The following is a 17,172-nucleotide window of genomic DNA, read 5'->3' as shown; positions in this document are numbered from 1 at the left end:
GCCCGGGCGAACATGCGGCGCACGCCGCTCAGTCGACCAGCAGCTTCAGGTCGTGGACCCACGGGCCGGGGCCCTGGCCGTCGCGCACGAACAGGCGCAGCTTGCCGTCGCGGTCGAACACGTAGCTCGCGGCGGTGTGATCCATCGTGTAGCTGCCGGGCGTCTTGCCGGGCACCTTCGCGTAGTACACGCGGAAATCCTTCGTGACCTTCTTGAGCGCCGCTTCGTCGGCCGGCCGCAGGCCGATGAACGACGGATCGAACGCGGGCACATACTGGCCGAGCAGCGCGGGCGTGTCGCGCTCCGGATCGACGGTGACGAACAGCACCTGCACGCGTTTCGCGGCATCGGGCCCGAGCTGCTTCAGTGCCTCGGACAGTTCGGCCATCGTCGTCGGGCAAACATCCGGACAGTGCGTATAGCCGAAGAACATCACGACCGCACGGCCCTTGAAGTCGGCGAGCGTGCGCACCTTGCCCGTCGTGTCGGGCAGCGAGAAATCGCTGCCGAACTGCGTGTTGCCGGTGATGTCGAGATTCTGGAATTTCGGCGCGTTGTCGCAACCGGCGAGCAGCGTGGCTGCCGCGAATGCGCACGCGAGCATCCAGCCTTGGCGCGCGCGGCGCCCGAACCATGAATGGAGCATTGCGTTCAAACCGTGCGGTTACACGCCGAGCAGCGGGCGTGCATAGTGATCGACGAGCAGCGCGGCGAACAGCAGCGACAGGTAGACGATCGAGTAACGGAAAGCCTTGCGGGCGAGTTCGTCCGAATAGTCGCGGTGGATCTTCCATGCATACGCGAGGAACACCGCGCCGAGCAGCACCGCGCTCGTCAGGTAGACGGCCCCGCTCATCCCGGAGATGAACGGCATCAGCGTGACCGCGAACAGGATCACCGTGTACAGCAGGATGTGCAGCCGCGTGAATTTCTCGCCGTGCGTGACGGGCAGCATCGGCAGGCCCGCGTTTTCGTAATCCTTGCGGCGATACAGCGCGAGCACCCAGAAATGCGGCGGCGTCCACACGAAGATGATCAGCACGAGGATCCATGCATCGCCGGGCACCGCGCCGGTGACCGCGGCCCAGCCGAGCGCCGGCGGCATCGCGCCCGATGCACCGCCGATCACGATGTTCTGCGGCGTCATCGGCTTGAGCAGCAGCGTGTAGATCACCGCGTAGCCGACGAACGTCGCGATCGTCAGCCACATCGTCAGCGGATTCGTGAACGTATAGAGCGTCCATGCGCCGACGCTGCCGAGCACGGCCGAGAACAGCAGGATCTGCGGGGTCGTGATCTCGCCGCGCGCGGACGGACGCCATGCGGTGCGCCGCATCATCGCGTCGATTTTCTGTTCGACGAGGCAGTTGATCGCGAACGCCGCGCCGGCCAGCAGCCAGATGCCGACGGTGCCGCCGATCAGCACATGCCACGGCACCATGCCCGGCGTCGCGAGAAACATGCCGATCACCGCACAGAACACCGCGAGCTGCGTGACACGCGGCTTCGTCAGCGCCATGTACTGCGAGAACCGGCTACCGGGCGATTGGGAGAGGGTGCTTTGCATGGGGACGGTCACGCCGGGGCGGCGTCGCGCGCGGGCTGCACGACACGGCCGGGGCGGCTTGAAAGGATGCGAAAGTTTAACATGACGACGAGCAGCAGCAGGATCGCGGCGCCGCCGTTGTGCGCGACGGCGACCGGCAGCGGCCACTGCAGCACGATGTTGGTCAGGCCCGTCAGGAACTGCAGCAGGACCACCAGCAGCACGCCGTTCGCGGGCCGGCGCAACGACTCGAAGCGGCGCATCTTCAGCGCGAACGCGACCAGGTATGCGACGACGACGAACGCGAACGTGCGGTGGGTCCAGTGGATCGCGACCAGCGCGTCCTGCGTGATCGCATCGCCATCCTTCGTCATGCCGAGCGCGCGCCACAGATGGAAGCCCTGCTCGAAGTTCATCGGCGGAATCCACTGGCCGTTGCAGGTGGGGAAGTCGGTACACGCGAGCACCGCGTAGTTGGTGCTCACCCAGCCGCCGAGCGCGATCTGCACGACCAGCAGCACCAGCGCCGCGAGCGCGGCCGCGCGGTAGCGGCCGGCCTCCGGGTCATGCGACGGCAGCGGCGTCTGCCGCGCCGCGAGCCAGCCGAGCGTGCCGAGCAGCGTGAGGCCGAGCAGCAGGTGGGTCGTGACGATCACCGGCTGCAGCTTCATCGTGACCGTCCACGCGCCGAACACGCCCTGCACGACGATCAGGAGCAGCAGGCTCGTCGGCCACCACGGCGACACGTGCAGCGGGCGGCGGCGCAGCCGCGCGGACCACGCAATCACGACCTGCGCGATGATCAGCACGCCGATCGCCATCGCGAAATAGCGGTGGATCATCTCGATCCACGCCTTCGTCATGCTGACGGGGCCGGTCGGCATCGCCTGGTGCGCGGCCGTGATCGCGGCGTGCGCGATGAACGGCGACGACGTGCCGTAGCAGCCGGGCCAGTCCGGGCAGCCGAGGCCCGAATCGGTCAGCCGCGTGAAGCCGCCGAACATCACCAGGTCGAGGGTCAGGAACGTGGTGATCCACACCAGCTTGCGGAACTTGTCGTCGTCGGCCTTCACCCATACGTACGACAGCGGCAGCAGCGCGATGCAGAGGCCGATCAGGCCGAGTTGCAGTAGATACGACATCGAATGGTTGCCTCGCCGTCTCGCCTTAGCCGATGCTCGACCACTTCAGCAGCTTCGTGACGTCCGTCTTGATCTTGCTGGGGTTCGGGTTCTTCGGGAAACGCATCATCAGGTTGCCGCTCGGATCGACCATGTAGATGTGGTCGCTGTCCGTGGTGCCGGCTTCTGCCGGCAGCCACGCAGCGACCGCGGCCGGATCGGCGACCAGCCGGCGCGTGTCCGGGTAGGCCTCCAGCACCTTCGGCGGCACCGCGCCCGCATCGCTGCGCAGCCACACCATCGTGATCCGGTGCCGCTCGCCCGCCTGCGTGACGCGGATCTGGCGCATGAAGTAGAGTTTTTGCGCGCAGGCGTCGTCGCACGCGCTGCGGTCGGTCATCACGAACAGCCACACGCCGCGCAGCGACGACAGCGGCACCGTCTTGCCGGTTTCGTCGGTCACCTGCAGGTCGGCCGGAATCGGCCGCTGCGGCTCGATCAGCGTGCCGTAGTTGGTCGAACCGCCCTTCGGCTTGATCACGTAATAGGTGAAGTACGACGCGATGATCGGCGCTGCGCACACGAGACCCAGCAGCACGAGCATCCAGCGGCCGCGCTTGCGGGCCGCGGGCGAGATCGGCGCTGCGGCCGGACCCTGACGGGAAGATTGCATGGACAAATCAGACCTCTCGAAACGAACCCGCGGCGCTTGCGCCGCGTCCTGGCATGGCGCTCACGCACCGGCCGACTTCTTCGCCGCACGCCGCGCGGCGTACAGGCCGAAACCGAGCGCGGCCGCCGCCATGGCCCACCACTGAAACATGTAACCGTAATTGCGCTCGACGCCGGTCGTCGCCGCCGGCCAGTCGCGCACGAGCTTGTCGCCGTCGTCGCTCGTCTGCTGGATCACGAACGGCTGCAGCGGCAGCCCCGTTTCCTTCGCATACGCGGCGACGTCCAGGTTCTGCCGGATCTTCTGGTGCGCGGCCGAGCCGCCTTCGCCAAGCTCGAACGCGCGCGACGCATCGGCGCGCGCGATGCCTTCGATCTCGATGTCGCCGTCCGGCGTCGAAAACGGCTCGATCGCCGTGCGATCGGCGATGTTGCGCGGCAGCCAGCCGCGGTTCACCAGTACGACGCCGCCGCCCGAGAGTTTAAACGGCATCACGACGTAAAAACCCGGCTGGTCGTTATACGGCCGATTGTCGAGAAACACCGCCTGCTCCGGCAGGAAGCGGCCCCGTGCCCGCACGCGGTGGAACTCGATCGACGCGAGCGGAATCGGCTGCGCACCGACGTCGACCGGCACCGCGTGCTCGTAGCGCACGATGCTCGCCTGCAGCGCTTCCTTCTGGTGCGCGCGGTCGCGCTGCCAGAACCCGAGGCGAATCGTGATCGCGACGACGACGAGAATCAGCAGCGCAGGCAGCCAGCGGATCTTCATCGGGCCACCCGCGAGGCGCATTCGCGAAAGCGAAGTGCGATAATTATCCTCTTCCTTTCGAATTGCCGTCGTCCGGTTCGCGTCATGCACATCCTCGTTCCCATCGCCTTCGTCCTCATCGTCGCCAGCATGGGCTCGGCGCTCTACTTCATGATGCAAGACCGCGGCCATACGAAACGCATGGTGTGGTCGCTTGCCACCCGCGTCGGGCTGTCGATCTCGCTGTTCCTGTTCATCCTGTTCGCGAACTGGATGGGCTGGATCCATTCGACCGGCCTGCCGATCGGGCGTTGATGCATTCGTTCGTGCCGGCGGTCGCCGCGACCGCTGTGACATTTCGCCGCACAACGGCACCACCAAGCAAAAGCGCCGCCTGACGGAGTCGCGGCGGCGCCGGGTTGGCGTTGAGTGCAGGCAACCAGCCGCTGCCCCGTCCCCGCCAATGAAAACGGCCCGCGCATCGCTGCGCGGGCCGTTCCTGCATTTACAGCCAGTAGACGACGACGTACAGGCCGAGCCAGACGACGTCGACGAAGTGCCAGTACCACGCGGCGCCTTCGAATGCGAAGTGGTGATCCGGCTTGAAGTGGCCGCGGATCATTCGCACCAGCACCACCGCGAGCATCGTGCCGCCAAGGAACACGTGGAAGCCGTGGAAGCCCGTCAGCAGGAAGAACGTCGAGCCGTACACGCCCGAGTTCAGCGTCAGGTTCAGTTCGTTGTACGCGTGGTAGTACTCGAAGCCCTGCATGAACAGGAAGCAGACACCGAGCACGAGCGTCGCGGCCAGCCAGGCGATCGCCTTGTTGCGGTGATCGTCGCGCAGCGCGTGGTGCGACACCGTCAGCGTCGCGCCCGACGCCAGCAGGAATGCGGTGTTCAGCGTCGGGACCGGCCACGGGCCCATCGTCTTGAAGTGACCGGCGAGCGCAGCGGGGCCTTCGTTCGGCCACACGGCGGAGAAGTCCGGCCAGATCAGCTTGTAGTCGAGGCTGCCGAGCTGGTGCAGCGCGATTTCACGCGCATAGAACAGCGCGCCGAAGAATGCGCCGAAGAACATGACTTCGGAGAAGATGAACCAGCTCATGCTCCAGCGGTACGACTTGTCGACGTTCTTGCCGTAATGACCGCCTTCCGACTCGGCGATCGCGTCGCCGAACCAGTGATACAGCGTGAAGAGCAACCACAGCAGGCCAAGCAGCGCCGTGTACGGAGCCCAGTCGTGACCGTTGATCCACAGCGCCACCGACGCGAGCATGACCAGCAGGCCGATGGCCGCGCTGATCGGATGCTGCGACGGATGCGGCACGAAATAGTACGGGGTCTGGTTTTGACCGCTCATGCTTGATTCTCCACTTCAGTCCAATTTGTGTACCGGAAACCGCTCCGGCTGTATTTCTTGCACGGCGCGTGCCGCCGCCGCGCTTTCCCGCACGCGGCGCCCGGGCGCCACGCGCTGCATTCTTTCGTGGCCGCGGGCCGCGGGCCTCAGCCCACGACCGCGCGCACGATCAGGATCAGCACGCCGATGAACACACCGGCCGCGATCAACGCGACGATCAGCACGTGCAGCGGATTGAGCTGCGTCGCATCGGCCTCCAGGTCGCGCCGCTTGCGCACCCCGAAGAACGACCACAACACTGCTCGCAACGCCTGGCCGAACGACCCGCTCCGCTTGGTCTCTGTCACCGCCCCGTCTCCATCGTCATGCGTCCGGCTTCGCCGCGCCCTGCGCCGCCGTCTTGCGCGGTGCCGGCGCCGGCGCGGCCGGCGTGTTCAGCTCGAAGAACGTGTACGACAGCGTGATCGTCTTCACGTCCTTCGGCAGCTTCGGATCGATCACGAACACCACCGGCATCTTGCGCGACTCGTTCGCGGCCAGCGTCTGTTGCGTGAAGCAAAAACACTCGATCTTCTTGAAGAATTCCGTTGCCTGCTTCGGCGCGTAGCTCGGAATCGCCTGCGCCACCATCGGCCGGCCCTGCCCGTTGGTCACGTCGTACACGATCGTCGTCAGTTCGCCCGGATGCACGTCGAGGCTGTTGTGCTCCGGCTTGAACCCGAGCGGGCCGCGCGCATTCGCATCGAACTCGACCGACACCGTGCGGCTGTAGTCGACCTGCGTGTTCTTCGCCTCGCGTTCGCTGACATCGCGCTGCACCAGGTTGTTGATACCGGTGATCTGGCAAATCGCGCGATACATCGGAATCAGCGCGAAGCCGAAGCCGAACATCAGCCCGGCCACGACGAAGAGCTTCATCAGCATCGAACGATTGAACGCGCGATCGACGGCGCCCTCTTCCGGCTTCGACATACGACTACTTCCTCGCTACTGCGTCAGTTGCTGCATCAGTGAGTGGACAGCCACCACTGCTTGATCACGACACCCACGAAAAAAACGGCGGCGATGACGAGCAGGGTGAGGCCGAGCCGCTTGTTGCCCGCGCGAATCTGCTCGGGCGTTCGTCTTTCTTGTGGATTCCGGTTCATCTGAAACTTCGGTTCCGCGCCCGCCGCGCCTGCCTGCGCGGCAGGCAACGGCGAAACGCTGGGTGAAACTTATTCGACGTGCGGCGGTTGCTCGAACGTGTGGAAGGGAGCCGGGCTCGGCACCGTCCACTCGAGGCCCGTCGCGCCATCCCACGGCTTGTCCGACGCCTTTTCCAGCTCGCCGCCGCCACGGTAGGCCGGCAGCGCGACCGCGAACAGGAAGTACACCTGCGCGAGGCCGAAGCCGAATGCACCGATCGTCGCCACCTGGTTGAAGTCCGTGAACTGCGCCGGGTAGTCCGCATAGCGGCGCGGCATGCCCGCGAGACCGACGAAGTGCATCGGGAAGAACGTCAGGTTGAAGAAGATCATCGACGACCAGAAGTGGATCTTGCCGCGCGTCTCGTTGTACATCCAGCCCGTCCACTTCGGCGCCCAGTAGTACCAGCCCGCGAACAGCGCGAACAGCGACCCGGCCACGAGCACGTAGTGGAAGTGCGCCACCACGAAGTAGGTGCCGTGGTACTGGATGTCGAGCGGCGCCATCGCCAGCATCAGGCCCGTCAGACCGCCGAACGTGAACACGAACAGGAAGCCGATCGCGAACAGCATCGGGGTTTCGAACGTCATCGAGCCGCGCCACATCGTCGCGAGCCAGTTGAACACCTTCACGCCCGTCGGCACCGCGATCAGCATCGTCGCGTACATGAAGAACAGCTGACCGGTGACCGGCATGCCCGTTGCGAACATGTGGTGCGCCCAGACCATGAACGACAGGATCGCGATCGAAGCCGTCGCGTACACCATCGAGCTATAGCCGAACAGCGTCTTGCGTGCGAACGCCGGGATCACCTGCGACACGATCCCGAACGCCGGCAGAATCATGATGTACACCTCGGGGTGGCCGAAGAACCAGAAGATGTGCTGGTACATCACCGGGTCGCCGCCGCCTGCCGCGTTGAAGAACGACGTGCCGAAGTGGCGGTCGAACAGCACCATCGTGATCGCGCCTGCCAGAACCGGCATCACGGCGATCAGCAGGTACGCGGTGATCAGCCAGGTCCATGCGAACATCGGCATCTTCATCAGCGTCATGCCCGGTGCGCGCATGTTCAGGATCGTCACGACGATGTTGATCCCGCCCATGATCGACGAAGCGCCCATGATGTGGACCGCGAAGATCGCGAAGTCCATGCCCGGGCCCATCTGCGTCGACAGCGGTGCGTACAGCGTCCAGCCGGCGGCCGTCGCGCCGCCCGGCGCGAAGAACGAACCGACCAGCAGCACGGCCGCGACCGGCAGCAGCCAGAAGCTGAAGTTGTTCATCCGCGCGAACGCCATGTCGGACGCGCCGATCTGCAGCGGAATCATCCAGTTCGCGAAGCCGACGAACGCCGGCATGATCGCGCCGAACACCATGATCAGGCCGTGCATCGTCGTGAGTTCGTTGAAGAACTCCGGACGCATGATCTGCAGGCCCGGCTCGAACAGCTCGGCACGGATGCCGAGTGCCATCACGCCGCCCGACAGGAACATGATGAACGAGAACAGCAGGTACAGCGTACCGATGTCCTTGTGGTTGGTGGCGAACAGCCAGCGACGCCAGCCGTGCGGGGCTTCGTGCGCGTGGTCGTCGTGCGCGTGGTCCGCGGCTACGTCGTGCCCGATGCTAGACATGAGAATCTCCTAATGCGAATACGTCGACTAACTCAGCGACACGTCAAGCCGCCGGCCCGATCTCGACCCGCCGGGCTTCCTTGGCGTCAGCCCCGCCCGTGATCGTTTCCGGCTTTTTGAGAATAATGTGGTCTTCCGCCACGCCTGCTGCCTTCAGCGCGTCGCGCACGGCCTGTGCACGATGCTTGGCGAGTTCGGCGTTCGCGTCGGCCGAGCCCGACTTGTCGGTGAAACCCGACAGCGCGAGCTTCGCGTCCGGATGTGCCTTCGCATAGTCGGCCGCTGCGGCGATCGCCGCTTTCGCGTCGGCCGGCAGCACGCTCTTGCCGGTCTCGAAGTAGATCGTCGACAGCGCAGCCGATGCTGCCGCCGGTTCCGCGCCCGACGCGGCTTGCGCCGGTGCCGAGGCCGCTTCGGCCGGAGCCGCCGCGCCTGCCGCGTCTTCCGGCATCTTGCCGTTGCGCGCGTCAGCCACTTGCTTCGGCTGCAGCAGGTCGTTCTTGTGGTTGCCCCACGAATTGCGCTCGTACGTGATGACCGATGCGATGTCGAGGTCCGACAGCGATGCCCACGACGGCATTGCGCCCTTGCCGTGCAGCACGCGCTCGACGTGACCGGCGATCGGGCCGTTCACGATCTGGCTGCCGTCCATCGCCGGGAAGGCGCCGAGGCCCTTGCCGTTCACCTGGTGGCAGGCCGCGCAGTTCGCCTTGTAGACTTCCTCGCCGTGCGCGACGAGTTCGGCCATCGTGTAAACCTTGTTCGGATCGACCGAAGCGCTGGCCAGCTTGGCCTTCTGCGCGGCGACCCACTTCGCGTAGTCGTCGTCCGACAGCACGACGACCACGACCGGCATGAACGCGTGTTCCTTGCCGCACAGTTCGGTACAGAAGCCGCGGAACGTGCCGACCTTGTCGGCCTTGAACCACGTGTCGCGCACGAAGCCGGGAATCGCATCCTGCTTCACGCCGAACGCGGGCACGTACCACGAGTGAACGACGTCGTTCGCGGTCGTGATGATGCGGATCTTCTTGTTGACCGGCACGACGAGCGGATTGTCGACTTCCTGCAGGTACGTCTCGGTGATCGGCTTCTTGCCCATCACTTCGTCACGCGGGGTGCTGAGCGTCGACAGGAAGCTGATGCCCTCGCCCGGGCCCTTCACGTAGTCGTAGCCCCACTTCCACTGGTAGCCGGTGACCTTGATCGTGAGATCGGCGTTGGTCGTGTCCTTCATCGCGACGACGGCCTTCGTGGCCGGCAGCGCCATCAGCACGACGATGATGAACGGCACGATCGTCCAGATGATTTCGACGGTCGTGCTTTCATGGAAATTGGCGGCCTTGTGGCCCTTGGATTTGCGGTGCGCGAAGATCGAATAGAACATCACGCCGAACACGCCGACGAAGATCAGCGTACACAGGATCAGCATCATCGTGTGGAGATCGTAGAGCTCCTCGGCGATCTTCGTGACCGGCGGCTGAAAGTTGATCTCGTTGACGCGGGGGCCGCCCGGGCTATCACCGACCGCCAGAGCAGCGCCGGCAAAGAGCAATCCGCTGCATGCCAGCACGCCCGTGAGGGCTCGCTTGATTGTTTTCATAGCATCCTTACCCAAAATTTCCATTCAAACCCTCCCCCGTCGCAAGCCGTCGACCCGTTCCGGTCGATGCCCGCGCCTCGTCAGCCGCAGCGCCTGAGCGATACGCGCAGTTCGTCGGCGAACTGCGCACGCTTGTGCTGCGCGAGATGCTGCCCAATTACGACGGTCTGCCCGCGCGATACCAGTCGAATCGGATCGCGTGGCGTCGCACCCGGCTCGACCCGCACCCAGCGCGGGTTGAATTCGATCTGCGTGAACCGCTCCGCATCCATCCGCTCGATCACGAGCCGGTGCGGAAACAGCCTGATGCGCTCGTAATCGACCGCATGACGGGCGTAGACCGCAAACGCGACGCCTACCGCCAGCAATTCGATTCCGGTGAAGGGCATGACGAGCCAGGCCCCCCGCCACATCAGCAATGCCGCGATCACCAGCGAGAAGCCCGCGAGCGACGCGTAAAACAGCACGAACTGGCGCGGCGACACCGAACAGTTGCGTTTCATGAGCCAGTCTTCGAGGACCGGCTCACCGTTCGTCGTCTCCGCCAAAACCCTCGCTGCTTCCATCGCCGCCTCACGCGAATGGCATGCGATGCATGCCTGCATCGGGCTCGCCGGCCCGTATTGCGGGGACCCCGGGACGACAAGCTGACGCATTATAGGCGGGTTCAATGGCATCCACAAGCAAGCGGCTATCGGCCCGCGAGCCAAGCGCCACAAGCTTCCCGGCCGTTTTTCGCGTCAATTCGACCCCGCTTTGCGCCGCTAATTTCGGACATAACAAAACCCCTCTTTACCGCTTCACCGATTCTTCGGACGCCCCTTTCCGATATCTTCGATGCGCACGATCCCGTGCCCCTCGGCGGTCGTGCGCGGCACGGCCTTCCACGCGTGGCCGTAAATCACTTCGAACGTCAGCGGAATCGTGCCGTCCGCACGCCGGCGCGCTTCCAGCGCGTCGCCGAGCGCCGCGCGAAAGCGCCGCGCCGCATGCTGCGGCACCGCGCGGTCGAACGGATAGGCGCCCCAGCGGCGCACGTCGGCCAGCAGGGAATCGGTGGTCTTGTACGTGACGGTCAGCACTTCCTGGTCCATCACCGGAATCTCGAAGCCGCTCTCGACGAGCATGTCGCCGAGGTCGTGCATGTCGACGAAATCGACGACGCGCGCGGCGTGCGGCGCGACGCCGAGCGCCGCTTCGGCGTCCGCGCAGGCCGCGCGCAGTTCGCGCAGCGTGTCGGGGCCGAGCGTGCTGAACATCAGCAGGCCGTTCACGCGCAGCACGCGCTGCCATTCAGGGAACACCGTATCGGGACGCGAATGCCAGTGCAGCGCGAGATTCGACCAGATCAGGTCGAACGCGCCGGCCGCGAACGGCAGCATCGAGAAGTCGGCCTGCGCGACGCGCGGGCCGCGCTGGCCCAGCGCCCGGCCGAGCGACGCGGGCAGCCAGCGGCGCCAGCTCGTCTGCTCGACCTCGCGCTGGCCCGCCCGCGCGAGCATCGCGCCGGACAGGTCGACACCGAACACCGGCGCTTCGGGAAAGCGCGCGCGCAGCGCCGGCAGGTCGTCGCCCGGACCGCAGCCCGCGTCGAGCACGGCCGCGGGGCTCACCTTGATGTATTCGAGGCGCTCGTTCATCCGCTGCGCGATCTCGCGCGGCAGGAACGCGACCGCGTCGAACGCGGCGGCGCGGCGATCGAAGATCCGCCGCAAACGCCGGGCGTCATTGGCCGGACGGCCGGTTGAAGTCGAAGCTGGGGACATGTCAGGCACACTGGCGAAGAGCCCGAAGTATACTCGCTCGCCTCGCTGCCTTCAGCGAGACGGGGCCGCCAGGAGTGTTCGCGATGGATCGCCGTTTCGCCCCGCGCCCAATGCGCGTCGTTTTGTCGCAGGTTCGTGCACTGGCCGTGCGCGTCGTCGCACTCGCGTTGCCGAATCGGTGCGCACTGTGCGGCAATTTGTCACATACGGTGATGTGCAGCGCCTGCGACGCCGCGTACTGGAACGAAGCGCGGCTGCGCTGCGACGTCTGCGCGGTGCCGCTGGGTGCCGGGCAGCCGCGGCCGCGGCGAGCGCGCGGCCGGCACGGTGGCGCCGGTTCCGCGTCCGCGTACCGGTGCGACGCATGCCGCGCGACTCCGCCGCCGTTCGATGCGACGCTCGCGCTCGCCGATTACCGCGCCCCGCTCGACGGGCTCGCGCGCGGCCTGAAGTTTCATGCGCGGCTCGCGCTGGGTGCGGAATTCGCGGCCCGGCTCGCGCAGCGGATCGACGACACGGACGCGATGCATGCCGCCGGCCGCTTCGACGTGATCGCACCGGTGCCGCTGTCGCGCGGACGGCTCGTCGCGCGCGGCTACAACCAGGCGTGGGCGATCGCGCGGCCGCTCGCGCGCCGGCTCGGCGTGCGTGCCGACGCGGCGCTGCTTGCACGCGTGACCGAAACCGCGCCGCAGTCGCGGCTCGACCGGCGTGCGCGGCGCGACAACGTGCAGGCGGCGTTCGTGGCGGCGGGCGACCTCACCGGCTGCCATGTGGCGCTCGTCGACGACGTGATGACGTCCGGTGCGACGCTCGCGGCAGCCGCGAATGCATTGAAGGCGGCGGGTGCCGCGCGCGTGACGAATCTGGTTGCGCTGCGCACCGCCAGGGATTAATTAGTTAGAGAGGCCGGCCGCCCACACGCGGCGACGGCCGTCACGAACCGGCCGGCCGGGACGGAATGCACGCTGCTCCGCCCCGGCCGGCCCAGCCAGACCCAACCATGTTCAACGTCGTCCTCGTCGCCCCAGAAATTCCGCCGAACACCGGCAACGTGATCCGCCTGTGCGCCAATACCGGCGCGCGCCTGCATCTGATCGAGCCGCTCGGCTTTCCGCTCGACGACGCGAAGATGCGCCGCGCGGGCCTCGACTATCACGAGTACGCGGAAATGCGCGTGCACCGCGACTGGGACGCGTTCGTCGCTACCGAAGCGCCCGATCCCGCGCGGATGTTCGCGTTCACGACCCGCGGCTCGGGCCGCTTCCACGACCACGCGTTCGTGCCCGGCGACTGGTTCGTGTTCGGCTCCGAGACGCGCGGCCTGCCGGCCGAATTGCTCGAACGCTTCCCGAACGAACAGCGCGTGCGCCTGCCGATGCGGCCAGGCAACCGCAGCCTGAATCTGTCGAATACGGTGGCCGTGGTCGTGTTCGAGGCGTGGCGCCAGGCCGGTTTCGAAGGTGGCGCCTGACGCGCGTCCGGCCCGAACCGCATCGCGCAGCGCGGCCACGCAACGTTAGCTGCGCGCGAGCCGCGCGCGATACAGGTCGTAGATATCGGATGAAAAACACGCGAATACCACGCGTGCGAGGTTCGGCGCCTGCGGCAGCATTTCGGCGATCGTGCCGACGGCGATGTCGACGGCCTCCTCGGCCGGATAGCGGTACACGCCGCAGCTGATCGCCGGGAATGCGATCGAGGTCGCCGCCACTTCCTCGGCCAGCTCGATCGCGCGCCGGTAGCATGCGGCGAGCAGTTCGGGCTCGCCGCGCCCGCCGCCGTGCCACACCGGGCCGACCGCATGAATCACGTACCTCGCCGGCAACGCGTGGCCGCGCGTGAGCTTCGCGTCGCCGGTCTCGCAGCCGCCGAGCGTGCGGCACTCGGCCAAGAGGCCCGGGCCGGCCGCGCGATGGATCGCGCCGTCGACCCCGCCACCGCCGAGCAGCGAACCGTTCGCGGCGTTGACGATCGCGTCGACGTCGAGCGTCGTGATGTCGACGCGTTGCGCGTCGAACGTGGTGGAACCGATCTGCAGCATGACACCCTCCCGAAACGCCGGAGACTGTTCAAGCGTAGTGCGCTTTGGCGCCGCCCGCTTTGCGCGAGCGCGCCCGGCCGCAAAAATCGGTGTGATTCGTCAGTGTTATTCGGCGCGCGCGTCGCGCCGCAGCAGGCCGCTGACCGCATCGCGCGGTGCGACGCCGTCGAACAGCACGCCGCACACGGCTTCGGTGATCGGCATTTCGATCGCTTGCGCGCGCGCGAGCGCGAGCACGGCCTGCGCGCAGCGCACGCCTTCGGCCACGTGGCCGAGCGCGCCGAGGATGTCGTTCAGCGAGCGGCCGGCCGCCAGTTGCAGGCCGACCGTGCGATTGCGCGACAGGTCGCCCGTCGCGGTGAGGATCAGGTCGCCGAGGCCCGTGAGGCCCGTGAAGGTTTCCGCACGGCCGCCGAGCGCGACGCCGAGCCGCGACATTTCGGCGAGGCCGCGCGTGACCAGCGCGGCGCGCGCGTTCAGCCCGAGCCCGAGGCCGTCGGAGATGCCCGTCGCGATCGCCAGCACGTTCTTCACCGCGCCGCCGACCTCGACGCCGACCACGTCGTCACCCGTATAGATCCGCATCGCGCCGTGATGGAACGCGGCGAGCGTGCGCTCGCGACATTCGGCGGAGGTGCTTGCGACCGTCAGCGCGACGGGCAGCGCGAGCCCGACCTCGCGGGCGAAGCTCGGCCCCGACAGCACGCCGTTGCTGTGCTGCTCCGGCAACTCGGCCGCGATCACCTGATGCGGCAGCAGGTGCGTGTCGGCCTCGAAACCCTTGCAGACCCACACGATGTGCGCAGGCACGCAGCCGGCGTCGCGCATCGCGCCGAACAGCGTGCGCAGCCCGGCCACGGGCGCGGCGATCACGCACAGCGCGTCGTCCGCGGCGCCGTGCGCGAGCGCGGCGCCGAGATCGGCGTCGTAGCGCAGCGCATCGGGCAGCGCGATGCCGTCCAGATAGCGGGAATTTTCGTGCCGGGCCTGCAGCCCGGCGATCAGCGCGGCGTCGCGCGCCCAGAGAAGCGTATCGTGCCGCGCGGCCAGATGGCCCGCGAGCGCGGTGCCCCAGGCACCGGCGCCGAGAACGGCTACTTTCATACCCAGCACCGGTCCGGAGTGAAACGTCAGTTCAGCGTCGTGCCGTTCGGCGCGCCTGCCGCACCGGCCTGCTGCTGCTGAAGCTGCGCGAGACGCTGCTCGTACAGCGCCTGGAAGTTGATTTCCGCCAGGTGGATCGGCGGGAAGCCCGCACGCGTGATCGCGTCGGCGATGTTCGAGCGCAGGTACGGGAACAGGATCGTCGGGCAGGCGATGCCGACGAGCGGGTCGAGCTGTTCGTCGGGAATGTTGCGAATGTCGAAAATGCCGGCCTGCTTCGCTTCGATCAGGAACGCGACCTTGTCCTTCACCTTCGCGGTGACGGTGCCCGACACGACAACCTCGAACACGCTTTCCGCGAGGCGTTCGGCCTTGACGTCGACTTCGACTTCAACCGACGGCATGTCCTGCTCGAGGAAGATCGCCGGCGAATTCGGCTGCTCGAGCGACATATCCTTCAGGTAGACGCGCTGGATGTTGAAGAACGGTTGGTTTTCGACGTCGGACATGGTGTTTCCCTAAAAGTGGTGACGGGGCGGCCCGGCTTCACGCCGGCCGCCTCGGTTGAATCCTGCGCGCTCGAGCCGCGGCGCGACCGGCGGCCATTCTGCCCTAATCAGGCCGCTTGCAGAAGCGGCAAGAGGCCGCCTTCGCGGTCGAGCTTCGACAGATCGTCGTAACCGCCGACGTGCGTATCGCCGATGTAGATCTGCGGCACCGTGCGTCGGCCCGTGCGCGTCATCATTTCGTCACGGCGGGCCGGATCGCGGTCGATCAGCACCTTTTCGATCTGCTCGACGCCGCGCAGCTTCAGCAGGCGCTCGGCCTGAATGCAATACGGACACACCTGTGTGCTGTACATCAAAACCTTGCTCACTTCGCCACTCCTTGTTTGACGACCGGCATCCCGGCCTGCTGCCAGGCGGCGACGCCGCCCTCGAGCACGTGCACCTCGGCATAGCCCGCCGCCTCGACCTCGCGCGCCGCCTTCTGCGACTGCTGGCCATTCTGGCAGACGAGCAGCACGGGAGTGCTCTTGTTTTTCGCGATCTGCGCGATCTTCGCGCCGATCTCGCCGGCGGCGACCTGACGCGCCGACGGCAGATGGCCGGCGGCGAAGTCGGACGCGGTACGCAGGTCGATCACGATCGCGTTGCGGCGATTGATGAGCTGCGTCGCCTCCGCGGCTGACAGGCCGCCACGGCCGCGGCGCAGGGCCGGCCATGCGAGCAGGCCGCCGGAAACCAGCAGGATCGCGATAAGGGCCAGGTTCGTGTAATTGGTAAAGAACGTCACGGAATGCCGCCGGAAAAAGAGAAATCGGAAAAGGACAATCTTGCCATTATAAAATAACCGTCTTGCGCGATGGCGGACCCGGACCGGGTACCGCGCGACGCGCCCCGCTTCCCTATCACTACCGACCGCAAGATCCATGTACAAACTCGTTCTCATCCGCCACGGCGAATCGACGTGGAACAAGGAAAACCGCTTCACCGGCTGGGTCGACGTCGACCTGACCGAACAGGGTCGCAACGAGGCCTACCAGGCCGGCGAATTGCTCAAGGAGGCAGGCTACACGTTCGACATCGCGTACACGTCGGTACTCAAGCGCGCGATCCGCACGTTGTGGCACGTGCAGGACAAGATGGACCTGATGTATCTGCCGGTCGTCCACTCGTGGCGCCTGAACGAACGCCACTACGGTGCGCTGTCGGGCCTGAACAAGGCGGAAACGGCCGCCAAGTTCGGCGACGACCAGGTGCTCGTGTGGCGCCGCAGCTACGACACGCCGCCGCCGGCGCTCGAGCCGACCGACGAACGCGCGCCGTTCGCCGACCCGCGCTACGCGAAGGTGCCGCGCGAACAGCTGCCGCTCACCGAATGCCTGAAGGACACGGTCGCGCGCGTGCTGCCACTGTGGAACGAATCGATCGCGCCGGCCGTCCGTGCGGGCAAGCAGGTGCTGATCGCCGCGCACGGCAACTCGCTGCGCGCACTGATCAAGTACCTCGACGGCATCTCGGACAGCGACATCGTCGGCCTGAACATCCCGAACGGCGTGCCGCTCGTGTATGAACTCGACGAGAACCTGAAGCCGATCCAGCACTACTACCTGGGCGACCAGGACGCGATCGCGAAGGCACAGGCCGCCGTCGCGAAACAGGGCAAGGCGGGCTGATACCCGCGATGCCGGGCATGCCGCCGCGCGCGCGGCCTGCCCGGCCCAACCCGGCGTGCGGCGCGAACCTTCGCGGCCCCGGTGCGGTCGAATCCGCTTTCGAATCCGCTGCGCGTCCGGCGGCACCCCGCCGGGAACCAGGGCTCCGGGGCCAATTCGCACCGTTCCACTGGGCAATCGGACGAACAGTTATACTTG

At 66.6% G+C, this 17,172-nt stretch carries 22 protein-coding genes; 4 read left to right on the top strand and 18 right to left on the bottom strand.

Annotated features, from left to right (window positions below; all coding sequences use genetic code 11):
• Positions 1–28: 28 nt before the first annotated feature.
• The 5 genes from WS45_RS31465 to WS45_RS31445 are packed head-to-tail and all read right to left on the bottom strand — an operon-like array spanning position 29 to position 4,111.
• Complete coding sequence (locus tag WS45_RS31465; RefSeq protein WP_059599875.1) at positions 29–646, bottom strand: SCO family protein; 618 nt, start codon at positions 644–646, stop codon at positions 29–31.
• Between the two features lie 18 nt (positions 647–664).
• A complete protein-coding gene (gene cyoE, locus WS45_RS31460) occupies positions 665–1,567 on the bottom strand; it encodes a heme o synthase (RefSeq protein WP_006477738.1) in 903 nt (300 codons plus the stop codon).
• 8 nt (positions 1,568–1,575) lie between these two features.
• On the bottom strand, positions 1,576–2,688 hold the full coding sequence (locus WS45_RS31455) for a COX15/CtaA family protein (RefSeq protein WP_059703318.1): 1,113 nt from the start codon (positions 2,686–2,688) through the stop codon (positions 1,576–1,578).
• A gap of 25 nt (positions 2,689–2,713) precedes the next feature.
• On the bottom strand, positions 2,714–3,340 hold the full coding sequence (locus tag WS45_RS31450; RefSeq protein WP_059703315.1) for an SCO family protein: 627 nt from the start codon (positions 3,338–3,340) through the stop codon (positions 2,714–2,716).
• A gap of 60 nt (positions 3,341–3,400) precedes the next feature.
• Positions 3,401–4,111 carry an SURF1 family protein gene (locus WS45_RS31445; protein ID WP_059703372.1) on the bottom strand — a complete coding sequence of 237 codons (711 nt, stop codon included), beginning with the start codon at positions 4,109–4,111 and terminating at the stop codon, positions 3,401–3,403.
• Between the two features lie 84 nt (positions 4,112–4,195).
• Here WS45_RS31445 and WS45_RS31440 point away from each other — a divergent pair, with 84 nt between their 5' ends.
• Entirely contained in the window at positions 4,196–4,405 is a 210-nt protein-coding gene (locus WS45_RS31440) for a twin transmembrane helix small protein (RefSeq protein ID WP_044848213.1), read from the top strand.
• 190 nt (positions 4,406–4,595) lie between these two features.
• Here the strand turns inward: WS45_RS31440 and WS45_RS31435 are convergent, their stop codons facing one another.
• The 8 genes from WS45_RS31435 to WS45_RS31400 form a co-directional block, all read right to left on the bottom strand.
• Complete coding sequence (locus WS45_RS31435; protein ID WP_059464449.1) at positions 4,596–5,453, bottom strand: cytochrome c oxidase subunit 3; 858 nt, start codon at positions 5,451–5,453, stop codon at positions 4,596–4,598.
• Positions 5,454–5,599: 146 nt separating this feature from the next.
• Positions 5,600–5,800, bottom strand: coding sequence for a DUF2970 domain-containing protein (locus WS45_RS31430; protein WP_006760730.1), 201 nt, complete (start codon positions 5,798–5,800; stop codon positions 5,600–5,602).
• A gap of 16 nt (positions 5,801–5,816) precedes the next feature.
• Positions 5,817–6,425: a cytochrome c oxidase assembly protein gene (locus WS45_RS31425; protein WP_059507798.1), complete on the bottom strand. Its 609-nt coding sequence runs from the start codon at positions 6,423–6,425 to the stop codon at positions 5,817–5,819.
• Positions 6,426–6,460: 35 nt separating this feature from the next.
• The gene (locus WS45_RS35845; RefSeq protein WP_006752059.1) at positions 6,461–6,601 is read right to left on the bottom strand and encodes a cytochrome oxidase small assembly protein; all 141 of its coding nucleotides are present in this window, start codon (positions 6,599–6,601) and stop codon (positions 6,461–6,463) included.
• Between the two features lie 69 nt (positions 6,602–6,670).
• The gene (gene ctaD, locus WS45_RS31415; protein WP_059526209.1) at positions 6,671–8,278 is read right to left on the bottom strand and encodes a cytochrome c oxidase subunit I; all 1,608 of its coding nucleotides are present in this window, start codon (positions 8,276–8,278) and stop codon (positions 6,671–6,673) included.
• Between the two features lie 43 nt (positions 8,279–8,321).
• Positions 8,322–9,905 (bottom strand): cytochrome c oxidase subunit II, encoded by a 1,584-nt coding sequence (gene coxB, locus WS45_RS31410; protein WP_059526213.1) that lies wholly within the window; start codon positions 9,903–9,905, stop codon positions 8,322–8,324.
• 56 nt (positions 9,906–9,961) lie between these two features.
• Positions 9,962–10,486, bottom strand: coding sequence for a DUF2244 domain-containing protein (locus WS45_RS31405; protein ID WP_059599867.1), 525 nt, complete (start codon positions 10,484–10,486; stop codon positions 9,962–9,964).
• A gap of 195 nt (positions 10,487–10,681) precedes the next feature.
• Positions 10,682–11,647, bottom strand: a complete 966-nt coding sequence (locus WS45_RS31400; protein ID WP_059703312.1) for a methyltransferase domain-containing protein — start codon at positions 11,645–11,647, stop codon at positions 10,682–10,684.
• An 83-nt stretch (positions 11,648–11,730) separates the two neighbouring features.
• On the opposite strand from WS45_RS31400, the gene WS45_RS31395 reads away from it, so the two are divergent.
• Positions 11,731–12,543 (top strand): ComF family protein, encoded by an 813-nt coding sequence (locus WS45_RS31395; protein ID WP_059703310.1) that lies wholly within the window; start codon positions 11,731–11,733, stop codon positions 12,541–12,543.
• Positions 12,544–12,650: 107 nt separating this feature from the next.
• Positions 12,651–13,121 carry a tRNA (uridine(34)/cytosine(34)/5-carboxymethylaminomethyluridine(34)-2'-O)-methyltransferase TrmL gene (gene trmL / locus WS45_RS31390; protein WP_059691434.1) on the top strand — a complete coding sequence of 157 codons (471 nt, stop codon included), beginning with the start codon at positions 12,651–12,653 and terminating at the stop codon, positions 13,119–13,121.
• Positions 13,122–13,166: 45 nt separating this feature from the next.
• On the opposite strand, the gene WS45_RS31385 is transcribed toward trmL, so the two are convergent.
• The 5 genes from WS45_RS31385 to WS45_RS31365 form a co-directional block, all read right to left on the bottom strand.
• The gene (locus WS45_RS31385; RefSeq protein ID WP_059703308.1) at positions 13,167–13,691 is read right to left on the bottom strand and encodes an O-acetyl-ADP-ribose deacetylase; all 525 of its coding nucleotides are present in this window, start codon (positions 13,689–13,691) and stop codon (positions 13,167–13,169) included.
• 105 nt (positions 13,692–13,796) lie between these two features.
• Entirely contained in the window at positions 13,797–14,795 is a 999-nt protein-coding gene (locus tag WS45_RS31380) for an NAD(P)H-dependent glycerol-3-phosphate dehydrogenase (RefSeq protein ID WP_059526231.1), read from the bottom strand.
• A 26-nt stretch (positions 14,796–14,821) separates the two neighbouring features.
• A complete protein-coding gene (gene secB, locus WS45_RS31375; RefSeq protein WP_014895954.1) occupies positions 14,822–15,304 on the bottom strand; it encodes a protein-export chaperone SecB in 483 nt (160 codons plus the stop codon).
• Between the two features lie 107 nt (positions 15,305–15,411).
• Positions 15,412–15,672, bottom strand: a complete 261-nt coding sequence (gene grxC / locus WS45_RS31370; protein WP_006752069.1) for a glutaredoxin 3 — start codon at positions 15,670–15,672, stop codon at positions 15,412–15,414.
• Positions 15,669–16,091 (bottom strand): rhodanese-like domain-containing protein, encoded by a 423-nt coding sequence (locus tag WS45_RS31365; RefSeq protein WP_059526234.1) that lies wholly within the window; start codon positions 16,089–16,091, stop codon positions 15,669–15,671. Before WS45_RS31365 ends, grxC begins: the two co-directional genes overlap by 4 nt.
• A gap of 136 nt (positions 16,092–16,227) precedes the next feature.
• On the opposite strand from WS45_RS31365, the gene gpmA reads away from it, so the two are divergent.
• On the top strand, positions 16,228–16,974 hold the full coding sequence (gene gpmA, locus WS45_RS31360) for a 2,3-diphosphoglycerate-dependent phosphoglycerate mutase (protein ID WP_059526237.1): 747 nt from the start codon (positions 16,228–16,230) through the stop codon (positions 16,972–16,974).
• The last annotated feature ends 198 nt before the right edge of the window (positions 16,975–17,172 follow it).

Origin of the sequence: Burkholderia sp. RF2-non_BP3 (genome assembly GCF_001522185.1) — a bacterium.
In the GTDB taxonomy this organism is placed as follows: domain Bacteria; phylum Pseudomonadota; class Gammaproteobacteria; order Burkholderiales; family Burkholderiaceae; genus Burkholderia; species Burkholderia diffusa.
This window is presented reverse-complemented; position numbering and strand designations above follow the sequence as displayed.